The 24,317-nt window shown below is 46.8% G+C and carries 27 protein-coding genes and 1 pseudogene; 14 read left to right on the top strand and 14 right to left on the bottom strand.

The genetic code is table 11. The features are described 5' to 3' along the window. Positions 1-122 precede the first annotated feature (122 nt). On the top strand, positions 123-1,166 hold the full coding sequence (hemF, locus tag QUA47_RS16030; RefSeq protein WP_333431478.1) for an oxygen-dependent coproporphyrinogen oxidase: 1,044 nt from the start codon (positions 123-125) through the stop codon (positions 1,164-1,166). A 57-nt stretch (positions 1,167-1,223) separates the two neighbouring features. Continuing rightward, positions 1,224-1,586: an STAS domain-containing protein gene (locus tag QUA47_RS16025; RefSeq protein WP_006631392.1), complete on the top strand. Its 363-nt coding sequence runs from the start codon at positions 1,224-1,226 to the stop codon at positions 1,584-1,586. 246 nt (positions 1,587-1,832) lie between these two features. On the opposite strand, the gene QUA47_RS16020 is transcribed toward QUA47_RS16025, so the two are convergent. Beyond that, the gene (locus QUA47_RS16020; protein ID WP_190658644.1) at positions 1,833-2,453 is read right to left on the bottom strand and encodes a chromophore lyase CpcT/CpeT; all 621 of its coding nucleotides are present in this window, start codon (positions 2,451-2,453) and stop codon (positions 1,833-1,835) included. A 342-nt stretch (positions 2,454-2,795) separates the two neighbouring features. Here QUA47_RS16020 and psb29 point away from each other — a divergent pair, with 342 nt between their 5' ends. Next, positions 2,796-3,509 carry a photosystem II biogenesis protein Psp29 gene (gene psb29 / locus QUA47_RS16015; RefSeq protein ID WP_333431477.1) on the top strand — a complete coding sequence of 238 codons (714 nt, stop codon included), beginning with the start codon at positions 2,796-2,798 and terminating at the stop codon, positions 3,507-3,509. 233 nt (positions 3,510-3,742) lie between these two features. Here psb29 and QUA47_RS16010 read toward each other — a convergent pair whose 3' ends face one another. From QUA47_RS16010 to QUA47_RS15970, 9 genes and pseudogenes are all read right to left on the bottom strand, one after another. Continuing rightward, entirely contained in the window at positions 3,743-4,279 is a 537-nt protein-coding gene (locus QUA47_RS16010; protein WP_006631395.1) for a late competence development ComFB family protein, read from the bottom strand. A 208-nt stretch (positions 4,280-4,487) separates the two neighbouring features. Beyond that, entirely contained in the window at positions 4,488-5,429 is a 942-nt protein-coding gene (locus QUA47_RS16005) for a M23 family metallopeptidase (protein WP_333431506.1), read from the bottom strand. 557 nt (positions 5,430-5,986) lie between these two features. Beyond that, complete coding sequence (locus QUA47_RS16000) at positions 5,987-6,214, bottom strand: hypothetical protein (RefSeq protein WP_190658651.1); 228 nt, start codon at positions 6,212-6,214, stop codon at positions 5,987-5,989. Positions 6,215-6,266: 52 nt separating this feature from the next. After that, positions 6,267-7,793 carry a phosphomannomutase/phosphoglucomutase gene (locus tag QUA47_RS15995; RefSeq protein WP_333431476.1) on the bottom strand — a complete coding sequence of 509 codons (1,527 nt, stop codon included), beginning with the start codon at positions 7,791-7,793 and terminating at the stop codon, positions 6,267-6,269. A 332-nt stretch (positions 7,794-8,125) separates the two neighbouring features. Beyond that, on the bottom strand, positions 8,126-9,163 hold the full coding sequence (locus QUA47_RS15990; RefSeq protein WP_333431475.1) for a D-hexose-6-phosphate mutarotase: 1,038 nt from the start codon (positions 9,161-9,163) through the stop codon (positions 8,126-8,128). A gap of 22 nt (positions 9,164-9,185) precedes the next feature. After that, a complete protein-coding gene (locus QUA47_RS15985) occupies positions 9,186-9,353 on the bottom strand; it encodes a hypothetical protein (RefSeq protein WP_333431474.1) in 168 nt (55 codons plus the stop codon). A 64-nt stretch (positions 9,354-9,417) separates the two neighbouring features. After that, entirely contained in the window at positions 9,418-10,155 is a 738-nt protein-coding gene (locus QUA47_RS15980) for an SDR family oxidoreductase (protein WP_333288442.1), read from the bottom strand. A 171-nt stretch (positions 10,156-10,326) separates the two neighbouring features. Continuing rightward, on the bottom strand, positions 10,327-11,388 hold the full coding sequence (locus tag QUA47_RS15975; RefSeq protein WP_333431473.1) for an NADH:flavin oxidoreductase/NADH oxidase: 1,062 nt from the start codon (positions 11,386-11,388) through the stop codon (positions 10,327-10,329). Between the two features lie 35 nt (positions 11,389-11,423). Then, a pseudogene (locus tag QUA47_RS15970) lies at positions 11,424-11,639 on the bottom strand (glutathione S-transferase family protein); the annotation flags it as partial. Between the two features lie 565 nt (positions 11,640-12,204). Here QUA47_RS15970 and QUA47_RS15965 point away from each other — a divergent pair. After that, entirely contained in the window at positions 12,205-14,520 is a 2,316-nt protein-coding gene (locus tag QUA47_RS15965) for a cation:proton antiporter domain-containing protein (protein WP_333431472.1), read from the top strand. Beyond that, positions 14,480-14,716, top strand: coding sequence for a hypothetical protein (locus QUA47_RS15960; protein WP_333431471.1), 237 nt, complete (start codon positions 14,480-14,482; stop codon positions 14,714-14,716). The genes QUA47_RS15965 and QUA47_RS15960 overlap by 41 nt, the downstream gene beginning before the upstream one ends. On the opposite strand, the gene QUA47_RS15955 is transcribed toward QUA47_RS15960, so the two are convergent. Then, on the bottom strand, positions 14,700-14,912 hold the full coding sequence (locus tag QUA47_RS15955) for an Hfq-related RNA-binding protein (RefSeq protein ID WP_333431470.1): 213 nt from the start codon (positions 14,910-14,912) through the stop codon (positions 14,700-14,702). The genes QUA47_RS15960 and QUA47_RS15955 overlap by 17 nt on opposite strands. 312 nt (positions 14,913-15,224) lie before the next feature. On the opposite strand from QUA47_RS15955, the gene dapF reads away from it, so the two are divergent. Together dapF and QUA47_RS15945 are read left to right on the top strand one after the other, a co-directional pair. After that, positions 15,225-16,151: a diaminopimelate epimerase gene (dapF, locus tag QUA47_RS15950; RefSeq protein ID WP_333431469.1), complete on the top strand. Its 927-nt coding sequence runs from the start codon at positions 15,225-15,227 to the stop codon at positions 16,149-16,151. A gap of 222 nt (positions 16,152-16,373) precedes the next feature. Next, positions 16,374-17,519 (top strand): hypothetical protein, encoded by a 1,146-nt coding sequence (locus tag QUA47_RS15945; protein ID WP_333431468.1) that lies wholly within the window; start codon positions 16,374-16,376, stop codon positions 17,517-17,519. A 212-nt stretch (positions 17,520-17,731) separates the two neighbouring features. Here QUA47_RS15945 and QUA47_RS15940 read toward each other — a convergent pair whose 3' ends face one another. Together QUA47_RS15940 and QUA47_RS15935 are read right to left on the bottom strand one after the other, a co-directional pair. Beyond that, complete coding sequence (locus QUA47_RS15940; protein WP_015175955.1) at positions 17,732-18,916, bottom strand: aspartate aminotransferase; 1,185 nt, start codon at positions 18,914-18,916, stop codon at positions 17,732-17,734. 99 nt (positions 18,917-19,015) lie between these two features. Continuing rightward, entirely contained in the window at positions 19,016-20,161 is a 1,146-nt protein-coding gene (locus QUA47_RS15935) for an iron-containing alcohol dehydrogenase family protein (RefSeq protein ID WP_333431467.1), read from the bottom strand. A gap of 503 nt (positions 20,162-20,664) precedes the next feature. Here QUA47_RS15935 and QUA47_RS15930 point away from each other — a divergent pair. From QUA47_RS15930 to QUA47_RS15900, 7 genes are all read left to right on the top strand, one after another. Continuing rightward, positions 20,665-20,898 carry a hypothetical protein gene (locus tag QUA47_RS15930; RefSeq protein WP_333431466.1) on the top strand — a complete coding sequence of 78 codons (234 nt, stop codon included), beginning with the start codon at positions 20,665-20,667 and terminating at the stop codon, positions 20,896-20,898. Between the two features lie 3 nt (positions 20,899-20,901). Then, the gene (locus tag QUA47_RS15925) at positions 20,902-21,258 is read left to right on the top strand and encodes a hypothetical protein (RefSeq protein WP_333431465.1); all 357 of its coding nucleotides are present in this window, start codon (positions 20,902-20,904) and stop codon (positions 21,256-21,258) included. 196 nt (positions 21,259-21,454) lie between these two features. Then, positions 21,455-22,264: a TIGR02391 family protein gene (locus tag QUA47_RS15920; protein ID WP_333431464.1), complete on the top strand. Its 810-nt coding sequence runs from the start codon at positions 21,455-21,457 to the stop codon at positions 22,262-22,264. A gap of 39 nt (positions 22,265-22,303) precedes the next feature. Then, a complete protein-coding gene (locus QUA47_RS15915) occupies positions 22,304-22,483 on the top strand; it encodes a hypothetical protein (RefSeq protein WP_333431462.1) in 180 nt (59 codons plus the stop codon). Between the two features lie 60 nt (positions 22,484-22,543). Beyond that, positions 22,544-22,834, top strand: coding sequence for a GIY-YIG nuclease family protein (locus QUA47_RS15910; protein WP_333431505.1), 291 nt, complete (start codon positions 22,544-22,546; stop codon positions 22,832-22,834). A 92-nt stretch (positions 22,835-22,926) separates the two neighbouring features. Continuing rightward, a complete protein-coding gene (locus tag QUA47_RS15905; RefSeq protein WP_006631417.1) occupies positions 22,927-23,133 on the top strand; it encodes a hypothetical protein in 207 nt (68 codons plus the stop codon). A 191-nt stretch (positions 23,134-23,324) separates the two neighbouring features. Then, on the top strand, positions 23,325-23,969 hold the full coding sequence (locus QUA47_RS15900) for a peptidase M15 (protein WP_333431461.1): 645 nt from the start codon (positions 23,325-23,327) through the stop codon (positions 23,967-23,969). Here QUA47_RS15900 and QUA47_RS15895 read toward each other — a convergent pair whose 3' ends face one another. Next, positions 23,970-24,227, bottom strand: coding sequence for a hypothetical protein (locus QUA47_RS15895; RefSeq protein WP_333431504.1), 258 nt, complete (start codon positions 24,225-24,227; stop codon positions 23,970-23,972). Positions 24,228-24,317: the final 90 nt, after the last annotated feature.

Raw genomic sequence — 24,317 nt, 5'->3', positions numbered from 1 at the left:
TTGCTATTTTTTAATGTAACTTCATAGCGATCATTTGCAGACCTACGGTGGCATAATTACATGACGACTGGATTTGGGATTCATCGCCCATCTAAGACTCAAATCTGACAACAGAAAATTTTATGACAGTTTCTACAACACTTAAAACAGCCACTTCCCCGTTTTTGCCACCCGCTGACTCTAGAGCTAGAGTCAGCCAATTTATGAAAAGCCTACAAGACGAAATTTGTCAATCCCTCGAACAGCTCGATGGCGTTGGCAAATTTAAGGAGGACTCTTGGGAACGCTCCGAAGGCGGCGGCGGACGTTCTCGCGTCATGCGCGAAGGCGATGTTTTTGAACAAGGGGGAGTCAATTTTTCCCAAGTGTGGGGCGAAAGTTTGCCGGCTTTGATTCTGGCAAAGCACCCAGAAGCTGCTGGTCACGATTTCTATGCCACGGGCACTTCGATGGTGCTGCACCCCCGCAATCCCTACTTGCCTACGGTTCACCTGAATTACCGCTATTTTGAGGCCGGCCCGATTTGGTGGTTTGGCGGCGGTGTGGATTTGACTCCTTATTACCCGTTGGCTGAGGATGCAGCTCATTTTCACAAAACTCTGAAAGCAGTTTGCGATCGCCACCATCCCGGATATTATCCGACCTTTAAACTCTGGTGCGACGAATATTTCTACCTCCCCCACCGCCAAGAAACTCGGGGCGTGGGCGGCCTGTTTTTTGACTACCAAAGCGCTCAAGGCGCGCTTTACCGCGACCATCATGTCAAAGGTAAAGCCGCTGAGTGCAGCCACAACATCGGCGTGCCGGAACCTAGGACTTGGGAGTCGCTGTTCGCCTTCGTACAGGATTGCGGCCAGGCATTTTTGCCGGCTTACACCCCTATTATTGAAAAGCACCGATCGAAAGAATACGGCGAGCGCGAGCGTAATTTCCAACTTTACCGCCGCGGCCGTTACGTTGAATTTAACTTGGTGTACGATCGAGGCACGACCTTTGGCTTGCAGACCAACGGACGCACCGAATCGATTCTAATGTCCCTGCCACCTTTGGTACGCTGGGAATACTGTTACGAACCAGAACCCAACTCTCCCGAAGCTGAACTCTACTCGAAGTTCTTAAAACCGCAAGATTGGGCGAATTGGATGCCTCAGCAGTCACCGACCTGAGTTAAACTACTGGGACAGTAACCACCGCGATAGATAATAAATTTGAGGGAAGGGTCAGTGATTCATATTGATCAAAAAACCCACACGCTTCAAGACGGTACAACAGTTATCGTCTTAGCACCGACAGGACGGTTGGACATCACTACAGCTTGGCAATTCCGCCTCAAGTTGCAAGAGTGTATTTCCAAACTCAGCCGCCATGTCGTAGTGAATCTTGGTCAGGTTAACTTTATCGATAGTTCTGGCCTGACCTCACTTGTAGCAGGTATGCGGGATGCGGATAAAGTTAAGGGAAGTTTCCGCATTTGCAATGTTCATCCCGAAGCCAAACTGGTGTTTGAAGTCACCATGATGGATTCTGTGTTTGAAATCTTTGAAACGGAAGAAGAAGCTCTAGAGGGGGTGCCACGCGCAAGTTGAGCACTCCTGCTGGCATCGATTGCAGTGTCGCGGGTAATTTAAGCTTGAGGCTCACAAAATGCGCCGGAACCCTGCACAAGAATAGGAAGCAGGTAAACTCTTGCCAGCTTCCTTATGCTTTCTTCCTTTCTTGAGAGGTTGAGAGGTTCACCAAAACACTAAAGTAGAAGAATAGGTCAAGGTAAAGTCTTGCCTTCTATCCTAGATAGCTAAATCTTTCTTCCTTGTTTATTGTTGCTTCTTGCTTCAAACCAATATCTCAGCAGCAAAATCCTGACGCTTGACAAATCTAAAAGGGCCCATTAAAGCTCCCCAGATAGCCTTGCCTGTCGTGGGGCTTATTCCTTTGTCGTAGCTGAGAAATTCCTCGCCTGCGGCTTCAAATCCCAAGTCTACTTGGTAATTTTGCCCCCCGTAGGCAAAGCCGCAGCGAGTGCCCTCCGGCAAAGATGCCCGAAAGCGATAGCTGTTTGAGCCTAAATTTTGCACTGCAACCGACAGGGTGCAGCCGGGGAGGAGTTGGATTTGCTCCTTCGTTAGCTTTCCAAGCAAGTCGGGGTTGCAACCGGCTCCTTTGACGGCTGTAATGTCGTGGAACATATAATACTGAGCTTCGATAAGTCCCGGCGCTATCTGTGAGTGCCTCAGTTGCACGATGCGGGGGCGGTATGGCTTGTCTAATTCCAGAATGTTGGCTTGTTCGGCAAACAGGGCAATGCTGGGTTCGGAAAATAAACGAACCGGCAGGGGTCTTTGCCACAAACGAAGGTGGACGTACCACGTCGGCTCTGCTAGCGCTTGTTCCCGGTTGTCAAATTCGCCCGCCATGTACTGGGCTAAAGCTATTAATTCAGGAGAAATTGTCATGTTTGTTTGATTTTTCACAATTAGTGGTTGACAAGAAAAAGTTATTGTGATATGCAAGACAATATCTAGGCTGGGCAAGTCAGAAGATTAGATTTATGAGCGATCCCAGCTAAGCTATGATTGTAAAGATACTGGGGTTTTTCCCTCCTATTGCGACATATTAATTGTTGCTGCCGATCGCGCGTAAAATTTTTTTGATAAAATTTTGTCTCGCAAGGAGGCGGCAACGCTTAAAAAAACTGGCACTTTTTGTCAGACCGATCGCAGAATTGACTCCCACGACTTTACTCACGCCGCGCTGGCACGCCCGCTACGGCAAAATTATTTATCTATAAGACTCAGGTGAACAATAACCGTACTGTTTCAGATACTAAGCGAAGTTTCTATACGATTCACACTCGACCGATCAATTCAATTTACCGTCGAGTGGTGGAAGAGTTGATGGTAGAAATGCACTTGCTTTCGGCGAATGCCGATTTTCAATACGACCCGATTTATGCTTTGGGTGTAGTGACAGCTTTCGATCGATTCATGCTTGGGTACGCCCCAGAAGCAGACAGAGTTTCGATTTTTAACGCTTTGTGCAAGTCCCTAGAAGACGATCCAGATCGCTACAAGCAAGACGCTCAGCGATTGGAAAGCTTGGCAGATAGACTTTCCGGGCAAGAGTTGCTCTCGTGGCTCGATCGTTCGACCAGCTTTGAAGATACAGCGGAGTTGCAAGCGTCTTTAGGGGCGATCGCCAGCAACCCTCAATTTAAGTACAGCCGCTTGTTCGCGATCGGTTTGTTCTCGCTGTTAGAAAAAGCTGACCCTAACTTAGTAAAAGACCAAGAAACGCGAAACAACGCGATCGCCAAAGTCAGTGCGGCCTTGCACCTGCCAGAAGACAAAGTTAGCAAAGATTTAGATTTGTACCGCAGCAATTTGGAAAAAATGGCTCAAGCGCGGATAGTGCTTCAAGATGTCATCCAAGCGGAACGGAAAAAACGCGAAAAGCGAGAAACAAAAGTTACCGCTGGCCCCTCGGCAGACTCTTCTGACAGCAACAATTAATCGTTTGAGGGAAGAAGGAAGAGGGAAGAAGGAAGAAGGAAGAGGGAATTTTTTATTTGATGCAACAAATAAAGAAAACTCTTAAATTTTAATTTTTTTTCTTGAATTCTGGCTTCGGTCTTGTGCCTTCTGGCTTCGGTATTCAGATGAATCTTGCTGACTCAGAAACTAAAAATCCCGCTTTCTGAATTGAGCGGGATCGACTTAACTGAAATAGAGCTGTTGGGGTGGTACTAAGGCTGCGGCTCAAAATTAGTCGCGTTAGCTTGCAGCCAAGTGCTTAGCTGTGAAAGAACCTCGTTTCCAGAAGACTTGCCCAAAGCTGTCGGGTTTGGGGTGTCGGGCCTGTCCAAGTTGCGGGCGATGGCTGCGTTGACTTCTTTGGAAATCAAATCGTGAAGTTGCTCTTTGGCCCTAGCCCGTTGAAAATGAGCGCCCTCTTCCGTCGTAGCGTAAAGAGGTGGCAGCCTATTTAAAGCATAAGCTGCAATATCTCCGACATCGAGACTAAGGTCGCTCGTCGCCTCAATTTCGGCCACCCTAGCGATCGCATCGCTCAGGACCAACTCTTCCATCACGTTGATGAACTGTTTGCGTGGCAGAACCACAACTTCGCCAGTCAACAAAGATCCCATCAGACGATCGAGAGCCATGTACTCTTCGATCGACAATTCCGAAGCCGTATTGCAGATCCGTCCCACCTCAGCTTCCATAGACGGCGTTAAATAACCATCCTGCAAAGCCTGTTCAACAATTTTTTCAATACTCATATATGCGTCCCCGCTCAACGGCATCATTAATAAAGTTTTGTGAAGACGCGATTGTTAGCGTCTTGAGATTCGAGTTGTGAGGGTTGAGTTGAGAAATTTTATACAAATCCTAACTCAATACAGATAACCCATAACAGTTATCTGCACACCCCAGCCACAAACTTACCCCATAATTGACTGATAAATCCGTCAAAACCTGTAAAAAATCCTACTCAACTCCCTGAAGCCGCCAAGGAACAGGATCGACGGACTGCCCATGCACGTAAAGTCCCCAATGCAGGTGAGGGCCTGTAGAAGCCCCAGTTGACCCCAGAGCACCAATTACTTGACCGGCTTTCACGACATCGCCTTCCTTGACATCAATCCGGCTGAGGTGCATCAAAATACTTGCTACCCCCTGACCGTGGTCGATACCAACCACGTTCCCGTGGATTTTGAAGCCTTGCGATTCGCGTCCCACTAGAGACACCCGACCTGCTGCCGGTGCCACTACAGGGGAACCGTAAGCACCTGCGTAATCAACGCCGCGGTGGTAGTAGTCTTGAGCAAATACCCCATTATAATAACGTCGCACCCCGTAAATAGTAGTAATTTCGCCGGAGTTGGGGCGCAACAATTTGCCGTCCCAAAATTTTTCGGGTGTCACCAGTGCTTTAAATGCGTCTACGCGATCGAATTCAGCATCTGTACCTTCCTCGTCTTTCCCAGGCGGTAGCCAGATGGATTGAGTGGGAAAATCTCGACCGCGCACTTGCACGCTCAACTTCTGCACTTGTCCATCACCTGTGACTTGGATTTGGCGGGCACCGGGTTTCTCTAACGGCGTCGTCGGCAGCAAGGCCCGAAAGCGCCCGTTGCCGATGGGAAAGGCGGGGTAGTTTTTTTGCTGTAGAGAAACTTTTGGAGTTTCCCCGCCATTACCGTCAGCCTGAATAATTACTGACAGCGTATCTCCCAGTTCGGGATTTGTCGGCGTCACAACTACCTGCAAAGCTTGCACCGGCAGGGCCAAACTCAGAAAGCCAGCAACAATTCCCCCGATCGAACTGGCGGTTAGCTTGTTTGCTTTGAACTGCCGCCACGGCCAAATCAAACCCCTAACTATCTCCGCACTTAGCCCGCCGTTGCCTCGACTCACAGTCATTATCATCACTAGGTGTCCTTAATCTTTGTCTCGCTGATATATTTTTAACTATCTAGACTAACTATAGCAATCCGCAATAAGTCGAGAGAAAAAGCCTTAGGTAAAAAGCTTGGTCAAAGATTTGGAGATGAGAGACTAACTTAAATAAATACTTAACTTGAGGTGATAAGAATAATAAAAATTCCCGTAGCGGGGAGGAAAGCCCGCTTGATGCAGACGCTCACACTACCGTTTCCATTACAAATCTAGGAGATCCCAAGTTTCAACAGAAACACTCTTAATCTATAACTGGATGATTATATTTTATCAGTCCTAGGTACTATTACATAACTTTAACAATTGGTATTAGTTATAGTTCACGGCGCTGCAACCGAATTATTTTTAACTCGTCTGCTGTTAAATCAATTCTTTCTTAGCAGTTTATTTTATGATAACCTTCCTCAAACTCTCTAGTTATTTTAGCCTGTTTTTGGCAAAATAGTATTGATTCCCAATTTTAAAATCTCACCTCTAAAATGGTATGAGATAAAAATTGAGACTTGCTATAATCTTATCACCTAGAATTATAGGGATTCAAAGGTAGCAGTGAAACCATCTAATGTCAAGCATTCTTCCATAAATTCCTCTACATCATTGACATTCTCAAGCTGATATTCCATGATGCGTTGACCGTCGCCTTTCATCTTTTTGGAAGAGGAAGGCGTGGCCGGATATTTGGCCGCGATGGCTTTGAAAGCTTTGGAATGGGTCTCCCAGCTTTCAGCAGAACATTTTATGATTAAAAGCCACATGATTAAATTCCTCTTTGGGTTTGGTTTACTAATAGTCTGACACGAGTAAAACTTAGATTGATAGTGCCGACAAATCAAGGGATTCTGTTGTTTGGAAAAAAGCTAAAAGCCGAGCTACTATGTGAGCGACACCACCCTTAACATTAGACTCAACATTCAAAGGCATCACCGGATCGTGGAGTGATAAGCGTAACAGAAACCAGCCTGATTCGCTAGCTGACGTGCAGGAAATTCGCAAACCTTCGTAGTTATTGGGAACTATTTTCCAGTCTGCTTGGGTTGAGACAAATTCTTGCAGTTGTTCAATAACGCGATCGCCGTGAGCCTTGAAATCATCTACACCTAGCTTAATCCTAAATTCTGCACTTTCTTCGGGTTCTTTTAAATTCGCAATTAAATCTGGCAAAGATTGATTTGCTAGCTTTGACTTAGCCAATTCAATTAATAATTTGCTGACTAAATAAGCGCCATCATCCAGAAAGTAATTTTCTTTCAAAGCTCCATGTCCCGATGTTTCAATCGCCAGCCATGATTCCTGTCCGGCTTCATTGAGGCGTATCGACTCGTCAATCACATTTTTGTAGCCACGTTTAAAGCGATGGTGAATCCCTTTTAGATCCTCTTCGATGAATTGTGTCAAGCCATCACAGGTGATAGAATCGGTAACAATGGTAGAGCCTGGGTGTTCTTTTAATACGATCGCAGAAATCAACGCAATTAAGCGATTGCGATTGAGTTCCTTGCCAACTTTATCGACAGCCGCGCTGCGATCGACATCGGTATCAAAAATAATCCCAAAATCCGCTTGATGTTCAATTACCGCTTGACAAATTGACTGCATTGCCTGTTTATCTTCGGGATTTGGCACATGATTGGGGAAAGTACCATCGGGTTCTAAAAACTGACTGCCCGTAGTGTCTGCACCTAAAGGTTTTAAGACTTTATCAACATAAAAACCGCCAGCACCATTGCCCGCATCCACAACTACTTTTAATCCTGTTAGTGGTTCATCAAAATTATCGGGATGATTGACTGATTCCCTAATCTTTGTGACAAATTGGTTAGCATAAACAGAGATAAAATCATGCTTTGTAATCTTACCGGGCGATGAGGCTGGCTCAAAGTAATTGCTTTGGGCTAGTGTTAAGATATCTGTAATATCCTGCTTTTGTAACCCACCTTTGGCAGTGAAAAACTTTAAGCCGTTTCGATTAAATGGCAAATGGCTAGCAGTGAGCATAATCGCGCCGTCGCAATCAAAACCAGGGGTAATGGTACTCATAAACATGGCGGGGGTTGAGGCCATTTCAAAGTCGTACACGGTTGCACCAACTGAGGCGATTCCCTCCATGACTGCTTGCATTAAGGTTGGCCCTGATAGGCGGCTGTCACGCCCGATCGCGATCGTTAATTCGGCCGCTGGTTTATTGACTTTTTGCACCAGCCAACTGACAAAGGATTTACCTAAGATTGTCGCAATTTCTGGCGTTAGGTTGACTGTTTCATTGGGAACGCCTTCGAGGGCTATACCGCGAATGTCTGATCCATTTTGAAGTTTTGTCCAGTTGAAGATTTGCATAATAATTGATGGTAAGTAAAAAGATCGGAGTCGGCGGTTGAAACCGATCGTACAAAGTTTGTTCTATGGCTAGACGGTTCGAGTCAGATTAGCCGAACTTCCTGCGCGGACTAAGAAATAAACAGGGGAGAAATTTTAGATTTGGTATTATTAGTCATTAGGGTGACAGAGTTTTTCAATTCAATCAGCTAATCGGCATTTAAGTTGTATTTAAAGAAACAATCCCAGTCTTGGGGATGGGATTTGAGCAACGCCCAAAATATCCAATTGCAATGTTGAACAGCTTACTGAGAATTTTTGCCCCATCACCGCTAAGATTAAGCTCTAATTCCTTAGTCGCGTTCAACGCTGTAAATGGCCTGCAAGCGGAACTCACCATGAGGGGGAACTTCCACAATATCTGTAGCTGCATTGCTCGTTTCTACGCAGAGTAAACGCTGATAATCTGCATCATCAAGGTCGGCCATATTTGCAGAAATTGTCACCCAGGGATTCCACACTACGACGGATTTACTACCAGATGATTTAATGCGAATCCGACGATTGAGGGCGCTATCGTCAATGACTAATTCATTGGTGACATCGAGATAAATGCGATCGACTTCACCTGTTACTACCACTGCACCCACTTGAGTTTTTTCCACACCACCATCCGCTTTATCAAGATACTGGCTATTTTCTAAACCTAAAACCTGCACGCGGTTGATATCGCCGACTTGGAAATAGGTGTGCAAAGCTTGGGTGAGGGGAAATGCTTTGTCGCCTAAATTGCGGGTGATTAATTCTAGAGTGAGGCTGGTGCCGATCGTAATCACGATCGCCAGTTCAAAGGCTTGGGGCCAAATTGCTCTAGTTTCATCGGTATCCTTGAGCCCAAGAGTGACTTTGGTTGCGCCGTCTGGAGTTGTGGCGGTTTCTAGCACATTCCAGAGGCGATTCCGCACAAACCCATGACTCGGACGCCCCAAGGCTTCGGGATCGGGGCCAAACCAGGGCCAGCAGATGGGTATACCGCCTTTGATGGCTTTCCCTTCGGCATAGTAGGCTTTTTCGCTGACGAACATCAAGTCTGTGGTTTCGGCGGCGGGTTGAAAGGAGAGCACTTGACCGGAATACACAGAAATTAAGGCTTTGGCTTGACCGTTGTCGATGTGAATCATCGGGAAACCACCGTTTCCCGTGGCAAAGGTGAGGTTCCCGGCAATGCCGTAGTCTGTGTTTAACTGGTCAATACTCATGCTGTTGGCTTGGTGAATTGCTTTACAATTATCCGATATTATGGTTGCTAGATTGATTAGATTGTTGGGTTGGACGGGGGAAGGTGCGATCGACACAACCATGCCCTCCGACAAACACATTGGGAGTGCCAACTGGTCGCGAGGGGATGTGCGATCAAACCCACCGACAAACTTTGCTGATTTCTCCGTAAGCAAGCCGATCGCGTTTAGCCGCGAGCTCGTTGAGGATGGGATGCCCCGATCGCCAGCTTCCCGCCCAACTATGAATCAGCAGCAACGGCTTACCTGTGCAACCTCGAATCTCGTGCATTTCACCAGCCATTCGGTCTCCCGTTGAGCCATTGGGTTAAATTCAGTTGAGTCGATCGACTTTCATGCGCCCCACTTCACAACTCCTGACGAGTCGGACGGATGATCATTTCGTTGACATCCACATCACCGGGCTGCTCAATGGCATAGGCAATCGCCCGGGCGATGGCATCGGCATCAATGGCGACTGAATACAACTGATTCACCCCTGATGCCGTATCACCATGAGTGATGGTACTGGTCAACTCAGTCGCAACCGCACCGGGTGAAATGTTGGTAGAACGAATTTCACCGTTTGACTCCAGCCGCAGCCCTTCGGAAATCGCTCGCACTGCATACTTGGTAGCACAGTAAACTGCCCCCGCCGGAAATACTTTGTGTCCTGCAACAGACGACAAGTTGATTACGTGCCCAGACTTCTGTTGGCGCATAGTCGGGAGCACCGCAGCGATGCCGTAAAGCACGCCTTTAATGTTGACATCAATCATTTGATCCCACTCATCGACCTTAATCTGGTCAAGGGGAGACAGTGGCATTAAACCCGCATTGTTGACCAGCACATCAATGCGTCCATAGGTTTCAAGGGTTGCGTCCGCCAATGCTTGCACCTGGGCGCGATCGGCAATATCGGTGACTCGATAGGCAACTGTGCCACCTGTTTTTTCGATTGCAGCCACCAAGTCCTTGAGTCTATCTTCGCGGCGGGCAGCAAGCATGAGTTTGGCTCCGCTGGCGGCTAGACGATGAGCGGTGGCTTCACCTAAACCGCTACTTGCTCCTGTAATGATGACAACCTTGTTTTGAATCTCAGACATATTCACTCCTGTTAGTTGATTAAATCGACTCGCGTCACGGCGATGAGAACGTGCCTTGTACTTGAAGGGATCGCAGAATCAAAAAAGCTTTTATTGAGCGACTGGTTTACAGAAACACTAAAAAAGGGATTCCTAGTGGCTCTGTGTAAAACCGATCGCAAATCCGCTTAATTACCAAGCGCGAGCGTATTGAATTGGAGCAGGCACTGATTGACGTAGTTGCTTCGCAGCCCGCATCGGCCAATAAGGATCGCGCAGCATTTCTCTGGCAAGTAATACCATATCTGCTTGACCTGTACGGATGATGTGGTCGGCCTGCGCGGGTGCAGTAATCATACCAACGGCTCCGGTGGCGATGTTGGCTTCGCGTCGAATGCGATCGGCAAAGGTAGTTTGATAACCTGCACCCGTCGGAATCTTTTCACCCGGTACAATTGCGCCTGAGGAACAATCGATTAAATCAACGCCCAGTGACTTTAATTTATCGCTGAGTGCAATACTTTGTTCAATGTCCCAACCATTTGGAACCCAATCGGTTGCAGAGATGCGAACCCAAAGCGCTGTTCGATCGGGCAAAACATTTCGCACCGCTTGTACGACTTCACATAAAAACCGGATGCGATGCTCAAAACTGCCACCATAGTCATCTGTTCGTTGATTGCTCAAGGGAGACAGAAATTCATGGAGTAGGTAGCCGTGAGCGGCATGAATCTCGATTACGTCAAATCCGGCTTCGAGGGCGCGTTGGGCTGCGTTCACAAAGAGTGTCGTCTGCTTCTGAATGTCTTCAATACTCAGAGCGATCGGGGCGGGGCTATCGGGTTCAAATGGAATGGCGCTAGGGGCGAGCGAAGTCCATCCTCCTTGAGATTCCGAAAGCACATCGCCGCCATCCCACGGAAGTGCTGTACTGGCTTTTCGACCTGCATGAGCAAGTTGAATTCCCGCAACTGCACCGTTGCGGTGAATTAACTCGACGATTCGCGCCCACATTTCAATGTGAGGATCTTGCCACATTCCCAAATCTTGCGGCGTAATTCGTCCTTCAGGCTCGACTGCCGCTGCTTCAGTCATGACAAGCCCTGCGCCTCCTACGGCTCGACTGACGAGATGAACCAGATGCCAATCATTCGCGAATCCATCAACGCTTGAATATTGACACATGGGAGAAACTGCAATGCGGTTGCGGAATGTAACACCGCGTTGATCCAATGGCTCAAATAAATGCGACATGGTTGTAAACCCGTGAGTTATAAAGTGCACAGATGTCAAGCACAGACTTTCTTCACACTGGGAAGTTGACTGACCTCATTCCACCAAGTCCGCAGCTTTGAAGTTCGCGCGATCGTTGCTTCGTCCTCTGGAGCCTGCGATAGGTAGGTGAAGACCGGAATTAGGTAGAAATCGGCAATGCTCAGTTCGTGACCGAGCAAATACGGGTGTCCTGCAGTTAGGGACTCGATCGCCTCTAGCGCAGTTTTTACAGGTGCGACGGCAGCTTTGTCCCACCTACATCCCGAATGGACAAGTCATTTTTAGGTATCAAGAGCAACGACCAAATTACTTGTCTAAAACCTAAATCTTTATTGTTAGCAAAACCGGGGATTACTAGAAAAAGAGACAAAAGTGCCTGAGTAATTATCCAGTATATCGGGTAAATCCGCAAGCAGGGCTTGAATAAATAAAAACGATTTTAACTAATCCTTTTTACCGAGCGCAGATTGGTGAACCTACACCGTGATAAAACCGCTCAATACCAAAAAGTAATCAACACCACTTTATTCGGCCTGAAATGGATTAAAAAAAGTAACTTGATTTAATCTCACCGCGCTCATCTCGTTGAGGTGAAACATTACCCTCAATCAAGGCGCAATGCCTCGCTCTAGTTGCAAGAGGTTAAGCTTTTTTTGAGGAGTGAAACTCTTTGGTCTCAGAAAATACCTGGTTCTATAGTTGCAGTTGCCCTGGCTCCCCAACTACAGTCAACCCCCTAAACATAATCAACACATTAGACACTATAATATAACTTTATACTTTTTTCATAAAGTTGTGCAAGAAGACTTCCGACTGATCGTTGACTTAGTTCTAGTTCTCGCTGCTGCCGCAGCAGGAGGACTCTTTGCATCCCTGTTGCGACAGCCGGTAATTCTCGGCTACCTGCTGGGAGGGATCGTAGTTGGGCCGGCCGGTTTGGGGCTGATTAAAGAATTAATTCAGGTAGACACCCTGGCTGAATTTGGGGTTGCCTTTCTGTTATTTGCCTTGGGAGTGGAATTTTCCTTCGCCGAACTCCAAAAAGTTAAAACCATTAGTTTGGGCGGGGGGGGCTTGCAAATTGTGCTGACGATCGCCATTACTACTGCAATTTCCTTGGCTGTAGGGTGGGTAGAATCGCCCGCTCAAGGCGTGTTTTTAGGAGCGATTCTGTCGCTTTCTTCGACCGCAGTCGTCCTGAAATGCTTGATGGAGCGCAATGAAGGCGGTACTTCCCACGGTCAAGTCATGCTGGGAATATTAGTAGTTCAAGATTTGGCTTTGGGGCTAATGCTAGCGGTTTTGCCGGCACTCAACCAGCCCGCAGAAGCGATCGGCATGACGGTAGCGTGGGCCCTGCTGCGGATCGGGTTATTTGCTGTCGGTGCTGTAGTCGCCGGCATTTGGATGGTACCGCAGTTGCTGCGATACCTCGCGAAAACAGAAAGTCGAGAACTGTTTTTGCTGGGAGTTGTGGTTTTGGCTTTAGGGATTGCGCTGCTTACAGAATATTTGGGTTTCTCGATCGAGATGGGCGCATTTGTGGCGGGTTTAATGATTTCGGAGGTGGAATATGCCGACCAAACTCTAACTTATGTCGAGCCTTTGCGAGATATTTTTGCATCCTTATTTTTTGTCACCATCGGAATGTTAATTGACCCGGTGTTTCTGTGGAACCATCTAGAAGTAATTCTGGGACTGGTATTTATAGTATTTGTCGGCAAATTCTTGATTATAACGCCGATCGTCCGACTATTTGGCTATCCGCTAAAAACAGCATTGATCGCAGGTTTGGGCTTAGCTCAAATAGGAGAATTCTCCTTTGTACTCGCTAGTTCCGGTCAAGCTATGGGGCTGGTTTCGCGAGACGTTTACCTGTTAATTTTAGGAACGACGGCAGTCACCCTCGTGCTGACTCCCTTTGTATTGAGAAGCGTGCCGCAGTTATTGAAATGGGCGGAAAATTTCGGGCCTTTGCAGCGCTATTTTGACGAAACATCTCAACCTGTGGCAATAGCTGAAACTTTGCCGGAACACAATTATGTTGTGGTTTGCGGCTACGGGCGAGTCGGCAGAATTTTAGTCAAAATGCTGCAAAGTCGCAACTGTTCAGTTGTGGTGATCGACGAGTCAGAAAGTAGAATTCAAGAGTGCAGAGTCCAAGGAATTCCTTACATTTACGGGAATGCTGCCAGCTTGCACGTATTGGAAGCCGCCCGGGTGGAACGGGCAAAAGCAATGGCGATCGCCCTTCCCGATCCCATGAGCACTCGCTTGTGTCTGAAGCGGGCTTTAGAATTAGTCCCGGATTTGGATATTGTGGTGCGGGCCAACCAAGATAAAGACATCGAACTGCTTTACCAACTGGGGGCCTGGGAAGTCGTGCAGCCGGAGTTTGAGGCGAGTTTAGAACTGTCTGCCCACTTGTTGGCTAGTATTGGGATCTCGGCAATGGCGATCGGGCGGGAAGTGCAGCAAATTCGCAGCAGCCGCTATCTGGAATTGCGGCCACCGCGCGAACCTTTGGCGATTTCGCGGGATTTGAAAGTGGCGGTTCGAGATATGAACAGCGAGTGGTACAGCTTGCCGTCGGGTTCTCCCATCGCCAGCATGACTCTGGAAGAAACTAACCTGCGCCAGTTGACAGGCGTCAGCGTGATGGCGATCGTCCGCGAGAATGGCGAGGAAATTGATTATCCTAACGGCAAGACAGCTTTGCACTCGGGCGATCGACTTTTTGTAGTAGGAGAACCGGAAGAACTCATCAGTTTTGAGTTGCTGGCGAAGGGCGAAGTTGCGGTGCCGCAGGGCGACAGTTCTTGCCAGTGGCTGAGGTTGCCAGCAAACAGCCCTTGGGCGGGCAAAAAACTGTCAGAGGTAGATTTGCTTAGCCAGTACGGGGTGCAGGTGCGGGCGATCCGCCGGGAAGGGAAATTTACTCGCTGGCCCGACGGAACTACGAATTTGCAAGAAGGCGATCGTTTGCTGCTGTGCGGCGGCTTTTACGAACTCGGCTTGATGCAGCGGACTGCCTCACCACCGGGGCCGCAACCTGCTTTAAAGCTGCCTTTTGTCACGGCCCAAGTCAGCGAAAAGCTGTTTAGCGATTAGGGAAGGAAGAAAGAAGAAGGAAGAAGGAAGAGGGAAGAGGGAAGAAGGAAGAAGGAAGAGGGAAGAGGGAAGAAGGAAGAGGGAAGAAGGAAGAAGGAAGATTTGTTCCACTGTCTCCCTCTCCCAATCTCTCCGTCTCCATTCTCCCACTGTCCCCCTCTCCCACTCTCCCCGTCTCCTCAGCCGTTGGGTTTGAGATAAGCAATTGCTGGCCGCGAGATCAGAATTTGTGTTTCTGAGGCATCGACGAGGCAAATGCAGCTATGATCCTGCCAAAAAATTCTACCCGCTAGTGAGTCGCCGGTCAGGAGTTTGATCTCCACCTGTTCTTTGTCTTTGATGTAGCTTTGTATTAAGCGAACGCTGGGCAATCCGGTTTCAAATTCAGACATAGTTCAGAAAAATATAGTCAAATATTACCTTAAACCATATTCTTCTGTTTATACCGTTTAACCCTTACTGCCGCAATTACAAGTGCCTGTACCCGATGAGAGAGAAACCCATTGGCGGTTACTTTTCGACCGATATTCATTGAGCCATTGACATCAGCATTAATTAGATATCGCTGTGCAGTTATAAAAATTATATTTGTTTATATTTGACTAGAAAGGACTATAAATTGCATAAAGTTTTATAATACTGGGAAATGGGTAATTTGGTCATCAAATTATCTAATCAGTTTTAACCAAAAGAGGTTTGTTTTTATGCCGATCGAGTTTGCGAAGTATCACGGACTGGGAAATGATTTTATTCTGATTGACAACCGCCACTCGTCAGAACCAGTGATCGCACCAGAACAAGCTGTGGATTTGTGCGATCGACATTTCGGGATTGGCGCAGACGGTGTGATATTTGCTCTTCCGGGTCAAAACGACACTGACTATACGATGCGGATTTTTAACTCCGACGGTTCGGAACCGGAAATGTGCGGCAACGGGATTCGCTGTTTGGCTAAGTTTATCGCCGATTTGGAATCGAAAGAAATTCACCCCCCCCAACCCCCCCTTGCTAAGGGGGGGAGTGAATCGGAAGAAAGTGACCCCTCCCTTGCTAAGGGGGGGAGTGAATCTAAGACTGAGTACCGGATTCACACCGGTGCGGGCGTTATTATCACCGAATTGCGATCGGACGGTCAGGTGAAGGTGGATATGGGGGTTCCCCGGCTGCTGGCGGCGGAAATTCCGACAACTTTGGCCGCACCGGATGCCAAAGTTATAGATGTGCCGATCGAAGTTGCCGATAAATCTTGGTCTGTTACCTGTGTCAGCATGGGTAATCCTCACTGCATTACGTTTGTAGAGGATGTTACGGCTGTTGCTTTAGAAACTGTCGGGCCTCAATTCGAGCACTACCAAGCCTTCCCGCAGCGTACCAATACGGAATTTATTCAAGTGGTACGTTCGGACTATGTAAAAATGCGGGTGTGGGAAAGAGGCGCGGGTGTTACTCTAGCTTGTGGGACTGGTGCTTGTGCTGCTGTGGTAGCTGGGGTGTTGGTAGGGAAGTGCGATCGGACAACTGCGGTTGAGCTCCCCGGTGGCGTTTTGGAAATCGAATGGGCAGAAGTTTCTGGGCGGATTTACATGACCGGGCCGGCACAGCGAGTATTTACTGGTTGTATTAGTGATTAGTGATTAGTCATCAGTCATCAGTCATCAGTCAGAAGGTTTTTTTGGTGGAATTCACTAACAATAAAAATTATTGAATTAAAATTTTTTATTGAATTCTGACCAATGCCTTCCGCCTTCACAAATCCTTGGCTGCGGACTGAAGACTGAAGACTAATAACTAAGCCTGAAATCTAAAATCTAAAATCTAAAATCTAAAATCTAAAATTAAGTAGGTGGGCTTGCATGGCTGGAGGTATTTATCTGATTCAGGACGACGATAGGCTGGTAGAAATGATGGAACAGCCCTACGACTCGGAAGACCAGTTACAAGACTTGCTACTAACTTATCCCAATTTGATCGCGGGAGACCAAATCGATCGGGCGACGGCGCGGAGGTGGCTGTTAATTTCGCGGGAAGCAGCAGTGGCCAGCGATGAGGAAACAGCGGTACAGTGGTCGCTGGATCATTTGTTTCTCGACCAAAATGCCGTTCCTACTTTGGTGGATGTGCGGCGAACTCCGAATGCCGAACTGCGGCAAAAAGTTTTGGGTCAGTCGATGGACTATGCTGCTAATGCGTGGGTTTATTGGCCGGTCGATTCAATTATTGCTCTGTTTGAAGCTAATTGTCGCGATCGGGGTCGCGATCCCGAACAGATTTTTGAAGAGTTTCTCGGTGCGGATGCTAATGAAGACCTATTTTGGCAGAAAGTTAAAACTAATTTGCAAGCGGGTAAAGTTCGCTTAGTGTTTGTAGCTGACGAGATTTCCGCTGAAATGCGCCGAGTGGTGGAATTTCTCAACGAACAAATGGACCCGGTTGAAGTTTTGGCCCTGGAAATTAAGCAGTATGTAAGCGAAGACGGTTTAAAAACGCTGGTTCCCAGAGTGATCGGTCAGACAGCCGAAGCACAGCAGAAAAAATCCAGCGCAACGCGCGAAAGAAGGCGTTGGGATGAATCTTCATTTTTTGCGGAAATAAAAGCTAGACGAGGCGCGGACGAGGCGCATATGGCAAAAGCAATTTACCTTTGGGCAAAAAGTCAAGAACCCGAAGTTCAAATCCAGTGGGGAACGGGGGACGCCTACGGCGGTTTCGCCGCTCAATTGCCTCAAAAGGGCAGAAAACCCTATCAGTTATTCACTGTAGATATTGCTGGCAGAATGGAGATTTCTGCTGACAATTACGGTTCCCAGCCGCCGTTTAATGGGGAACACAATTGGCTGGAATTGAGAAGTAAACTGAGTTCGATCGGTCTGTCGCTACCTACAGAACCGGGCGAGAGAAGGTCGCCAAGTCTGGCTTTGTTTACTTTGCAAGACGAATCTGCCCTCAAGCAAGTTATGGAAACTTTTGATTGGGTGATTGAGCAAATTCAAACGTTATAGTTATCAGTCATTTGTAGGGTGATATTTGGCGCAACTTACCCCTATTTTTAGGGTGCGCCGAATATCACTGAAGAACGATCGGGAAGCCCCTGGTTTTAGCACTTTACCCTTATTAGCTGATTTCATTTGTCCTCAATCTTGATTAAATAGTTATTAGTTGTTAGCTGTTAACTACTAACTAATCACCAATGACTAATGACTAATAATCATGACTATTGATAGCGAATGTTTGCTTGTTTCAAACGCCGCAATGCTTCTCCCAGCCGATCGCAATCTGCAATTAAACTAATTCTCACATATCCTTCGCCGCCGGGCCCAAAAGCATTACCAGGAGTCACCACAACACCGGTTTGCTGCAAAACATTCAGGGCAAAATCAGTCGAACTCATGCCCGGAGTGCAGGGAACCCAAAGATACATTGCAGCCAGAGGTTTGGGAATATTCCACCCTAATTCTGCCAATCCTTCCACCATGAAATCCCGGCGAGTCCTGTAACGATTCTGCACTTCGTCCAAGTAACTATCGGGCAATTGCAGTGCTGTTTCTGCTGCTGTTTGCAAAGCGGAAAATATACCGTAATCTAGGTTAGTTTTTAATGTCCGCAAACCTTGGATAATTTTGCTATTTCCTACTACAAAACCGACGCGCCAGCCGGCCATATTGTAGGTTTTGGACATGGTGTGAAATTCGACGCCGATTTCTTTACCGCCGGGAATTTCTAATAAACTTGTCGGTTGATAGCCGTCAAAGGCTAATTCGGCATAACACAAGTCGTGAACCAGCAAGATTTGATGTTTGTGTGCGAAAGCCACAATATCTTTGTAAAATTCGCGGGGTGCAGTTGCTCCAGTCGGATTACTGGGATAATTGAAATAAAGTATTTTGGCTTGTTCGGCTACGCTGTCGGGAATGTCGGCTAAGTCAATTACCCAGTCATTTTCGGGTTTGAGGATGATGTTGTGAACTTTTGCACCGGCGATTATTGGGCCGCGAAATAATACGGGATAAGCGGGACTTGGTACTAATATTACGTCCCCTGGATTGATATAGGCGATCGCAAAATGTGCTAAACCTTCTTTAGAACCCAATAAAGGCAATGCTTCGCTTTCTGGATCGAGTTCAACGTTGTAGCGGCGGCTGTACCATTTAGTAATAGTACGGCGAAAACTGGCAGTTCCTTCAAAGGGTGGATAGCCGTGATTTGCAGAATTTTGGATGGCTGCGACGGCGGCTTCTACTACGGGTTGAGGAGTGGCACCGTCGGGGTTTCCCATTCCTAAGTCTATTAAATCGAGTCCTTGTTCGCGGGCGCGGGCTTTGAGTTCGTCGAGACGGGCAAATACGTAGGGCGGTAGTTTTTGCAACCTGTCAGCAGGGCTAATCCAATCCAAGGTCATTTATTTTGTGTCAGTTGTCAGTTTTCCTGGTTTGTAGTAAGGACTTTCGTCCTTGCTAGCACAGCCTTTTCAGGACTTTAGTCCTTACTACAAACTGTTTTAATTCTTAATCTTTAATTCTCCCACAGGTGCGGTGGTAGAAACCATCGCTGCCATTAATTGTTGGGGAACAACTTTAAAAGGCAGTCGGTGAATGTCGGAATTGGGATTGCAGGCTATGTCGGCGGCGCGCTGCAATTCTGCTATGGTAATGTCTCCGAGTCCGAGGTTGTCTAAAGTTTGGGGTAATCCAATCTCGGCGTAAAATTTTAGCAGTTGCTGTCTGGCGCTAGCGGCGAGTTGATTGTTTTGCAGCATTTCTTCTAGTCGCAGTTGTACTAAAATGCCGTAGGCAACTTTTTCGCCGTGCAATGTGCCGTGACTTGCTAATAGATGAGTTAGGCCGTTGTGGACGGCGTGGGCGGCGACGGTGCGGCATTGGGCGCCGCCAATTCCGCCGATTACTCCTGCTAGCAATACGGCTGCATCTGTGACTTCTTGCCAGGTTTCGCTACCGGGTTCTTTGAGGGCGGCGGCTGATTTTTGGAATAAAATATCGCGCAGTATTCTAGCTTGTTGGACGGCGGAAATAATCAGGGTTTGTTCGGAGTGTCCGCTGCTGACTGATGCTTCGTACCATTTGGCGATCGCATCTCCAATTCCTGCTACTAATGTCCGCTGGGGTGCGGTTTGAATTAAGCCGTAGTCGAGTATTAATAAGTCGGGACATCTGGCTAATGTGACATCGTATTGGAATGCACCTTGTTCTGAATAAATGTTAGAAAGGGCTGTCCAAGCGGCACAGGTGGCGGCTGATGTCGGTATTGTGACGATCGGGATTTTGCACTGATGGGCGACGAGTTTGGCTGCGTCTAAGGCTTTGCCGCCGCCGACACCGATGATGAAGTCGGCTTGATGGGTTTGGGCTGCTGCGCGGAGGGTTTCGAGGCTGGTTTCGCTGCAATCCTTGCCGTAGGCTGTTTCAGCGGATTGTAACTGCTGCTGTTCGAGGATTGGTTGCAGGTAGGGTTGGGCGGCGGCGAGAGAGTTGCTGCCGCCGACGATTAGCGGCCGCTTTCCGAAACGGGCGATCGCATCTCCGGCTTGTGCGATCGCCGATCGACCCCGCAATACACAGGCGGGAGCAATTGTCAAGGAATAAATTGCTGTTGGGGTGGCGGTTTTAGTGCTTTGGGTTTGAGTCATCGAACCACTGGATAAGTGACGAGAAGGTTGACGCTTTGCAGGATTGCTGGATTTTCTAGGATAACTCTAATCTATGCGAACATGGTAAGTTTTATAAACTTTTTATTAAGTATTGTTGGGCTGTTGGGGGATGGGAGGGCCCAGTTGAGGGGCGGGCGCAAGTATTCACCCAATTTTAGACTTCCAATTCGATCGTTTTAATAATGTATGTTGCAGAGTGCTGAAAGGACAGATGCTTTGTTTCAGCATAACAATTGTCGATCGAAGGGCTTTACACTGTTGGATACGTTATTGGTCGATCGCTGTTGTCAAGGAAGGAGCTAGTCACGATATGCTCTGCTTTTATACCGGCAACAGGAGATTCCGACGGGAGTAAGAAGAAATTGACATACATGAGCAATTTGCAGTATTTTATAGCTATATAGCGAAAAGAGCTAAGCGTGCACAGTAGCTGCTGCGGTTGAGCTAGACTGTTATGCAACTCAAAGGAGTTTGTGATGTCAATGAAAGTGTTTTTTCACACTAGAAGCCCGCAGGAACGGGGTTGGTCTAACAACGAAAAACGAGAGTTGGCCCGCATTCCCATTTTGGGGGAGTACGTCGCAACTGCGATCTACAGTCCTTGGTTTTGTGTTCAGCTAGTGGTTCACACGCATTTTGATTGTGAATTTGACGCGGAGGTGTACGCAGTTACTGCGGATCACAACGAAGTTCTAGAGATTGCTCAGGCAAATTAAGCAATGACTAAGAAAGTCTCAATTGATTACAATGATATAGCTGCAATTGCCTTTAAATCTGTTTTTCCTCATGGTTGGAGAAGCCTTATCCCTGGTTATGAAATATGGAAACTATTGATTGAACCACTAGCTCAGAAGGTTATTGATGCTGCTACTTTAAGTCAGGGGAATGATCTTGAAAATATCAAGGAAATAATTAGATCTGGCAAAGAAAACGGGGTCGATGAGTTAGAGATAAAAATTGCCAAAGAAGCAGGTATAAATATTGGTACTAACCTAAATGAAATAGGTATTCCTTGTAAGGTGAATTTTAGAGTTGGGTCACAAGGGGAGACTGTTATTAACATAAAGTACAAGTAGAGAGATACAAGTACGAGCATTGCTGAAACTGTAAGTTGTTTGATTTTATCTTAGTAATTAATATATGAGAGGAAAAAGAGAAGTTGTAGAAGCACTATTAGAAAGTCTTTCTATCCTGGAAAGATCGCGCACAGTTAAACTAAATCGTTAGACCGCGAAACTGATAACTAATCAATAATAGAGATTATTTTTTTATATGACACCACAATCACTTGAACAACTTGTGCAGAAAATTCACGAACTTCAAACACTTATGGTGACAGTTGCAACAGGTGAAGCACGTATTCAGGAAAAAGATGATGAGTATAAGCAGCTATATATGGAAGTGAGTTTGAAGCTGGAATTTCTACAAAATGAAGGCTTCAACGTTGACAATCCAAATTCTTTTAGATCCCTGTGGGATTGGTATAATTACTGGTCAGCTCATTTGGCTACTTATGCTTTACGTCGTCAGTATGTTGGGGAACTTTACGAACAGGTTCTAACACCATTTGAAAATACTCTCTACAAGCATCGCGCAAATTCGATGTCGAGTGAAGAACTAATTGACGACTTGCAGCGCAGGTTAGATCAGATGATACCTGAACCCCAGACTAGGTTCAAATTCACAATCAATTCTCTGCACCCAAAAATTATTCAGCGATGCCAGCAACAGTTTGAATTGAGACAGTATGATGATGCAATATTCAATGCGATGAAAACTGTCGAAGAAGAAATTCGAGCTCGTGCATCAGCAGCACCAACTGATGTAGGAGTTGCTCTGGTTTCAAAGGTTATGAATCCTAATCAACAACCAAAGCTCATTTTTAGTTCAGTAAATGCAGAACAGGAGGCAGCACACTCTATGTACCGAGGCGCAATCGGTAGTTTTAAAAATCCACTCAGCCATCGTTTCTTGGATACCTCTGATCCAATAAAAACTTTTGAGATTCTAGGTTTTGCAAGTTTATTAATGCGTATGCTACATGATGCAACTGTAACACCATCTAGCTCAAATGGTGTCTAACAACGCCTATGCACACCGGCCGCAGAGAGTTGATCGGTTATGATGCAGAGGTTACTAGCGTCGAGTGAGTGCGAACGTTACATTTTTTACCGACAGGTGAAACCCGATCGCTCGCCCGTTTCCCATATCCTAGAAAAACACAGGCACGGCCAAGGCTCAAATCAGCTCGGGTTCGATCGCCTTCTCTGTGCGATCGCGCAGGAAACCATCCCTAGTTGATGATGGCTGTAACAGAATTTGTGGGATTATGATTTCTGTGCAATTAGCCTTCTTGCCTTCATGCCAACGAATGATTCTGACCTACAAATCCAAGCGCGAAGAATTCTAGACACGATTGCTTTCATTCCTTTTGAGCAATGTCAACCCTTGACCCGTGGGTTTGAGAGCATTCCTGCGCGTCCTGGCATTTATGCAATCAGGCACAGAAGTGAGGGATTGCTCTACATCGGTAAAACCAAGAGCTTACGAGGCCACTTCAGTGGTGGGCACAAAGCTTTTTTGTGGGCATGGCTCGATAAATATAGCGATGAAGACATACGGATTGCAGTACAGACAATTTCTCACGCTTGAGAACCCTGCGTTACTATTGGAGGTAGAAGCCATCATTCTAAGAGCTACTGAACCCCCTTACAACGTCCAAATTCCAACTGAGATGTAAAGCCATGCAAGCCAAACTTCAAGAGCAACTTTCCCTCGCTGATGCCGAAGTTATTTTAGGACGTTTTCCTGAACGAATTCGTGCTGCCCTAATTGCTCGTGCTGCTGAAATTGAATACCCAATCGAAGCAGTCATTGAGATGGCGATCGCTAGTTTCCTTGACACAGAGGCATTAGGTTTTGCAGATTGCAAACCAGGACGCGGACAATAACAGCGTCAACTGGCGATCGCCGCGATCTAACAACCCGGTTGGAGCGGACTACCGAAAGATATTGGTGGTGATGCAAAAGTTATTTCTAGCTACTCAACCGGAACGTTGCTTTTGGCTGAAACAATGCTTCTAAATTATCTGCCAGTATTGTAACATTAAGCTATTCACCTCTAATTGCTGTAGTTCAGTCTATGAGAAAGCCACAAACTGTTAAAGCTTTGGAAGAGCTAGGACGGGTTCAACTCTCTAAGAGTTTTTTCATGCGTGAGTTTCTTTATTCAGAAATCTCTCAAATTGAAGGTATCCCTAACATTCCTAGCGATCCTGATTTGGCGATCGCAGCAGGAAAGAATTTGTGTGAGAGGGTGCTTGAACCAATTCAAGATGCGCTTGGTCGGATTAGTATCCGCTCAGCCTATCGTTCTTGTGCGGTGAACGCCAAAGGAGCAGAGAATAAAAATCAGTACAACTGTGCCAGTAATGAGTCCAACTATGCAGAACATATCTGGGACGTAAAAGATTCAGAGGGGTATATGGGAGCAACAGTATGTATTGTTGTTACATCATTCATCCCTTACTATGAACGCACTCAAGATTGGACAGCATTGGCATGGTGGATACATGACCACATTGATGCTTATGCAGAAATGACCTTTTTCCCAAACTATGCGGCGTTCAACATTAGGTGGAGCGAGAATCCTAAGGTTTCAAAAGTAATTTATAGCTACGTAAGAAACCCGCACACTGGTAAGAATAGCGGGTATCTGACAAAGGAGGGGATGGATAATTTCTTAGGTTTGCATGAGCAGTTTTACCAAGAATTTATCGATCGCTGACTAAATATCTTTTTGAACTTCTATGCGATAGTTGTAGCCCTGTTCGGTGAGGAAGAGTTGGCGGTGGCGGGCAAAATCTTCCTCGCAAGTTTGTAGCGATACTAATGTATAAAAACTCGCAGTATGTCCGTCAGATTTCGGGCGTAGAATTCGTCCGAGGCGCTGCGCTTCTTCTTGGCGAGAACCATACTTTCCTGATACCTGAAGCAACACATCGGCATCGGGTAAATCGACGGCAAAATTGCCCGCGCGAGACAGAACGTAGAATGCGTCGCTGTGCGATTCGTTTAACCGAAAATAAGCTGAAAAGCTTATGGGATGGTTAGTCTAGCTGATCAAGCAGTTAGT

The organism is Microcoleus sp. MON2_D5 (assembly GCF_036701905.1).
Classification (GTDB): domain Bacteria; phylum Cyanobacteriota; class Cyanobacteriia; order Cyanobacteriales; family Microcoleaceae; genus Microcoleus.
The sequence above is the reverse complement of the archived record's forward strand: the minus strand, read 5'-3'. Positions and strand labels throughout refer to the sequence as shown.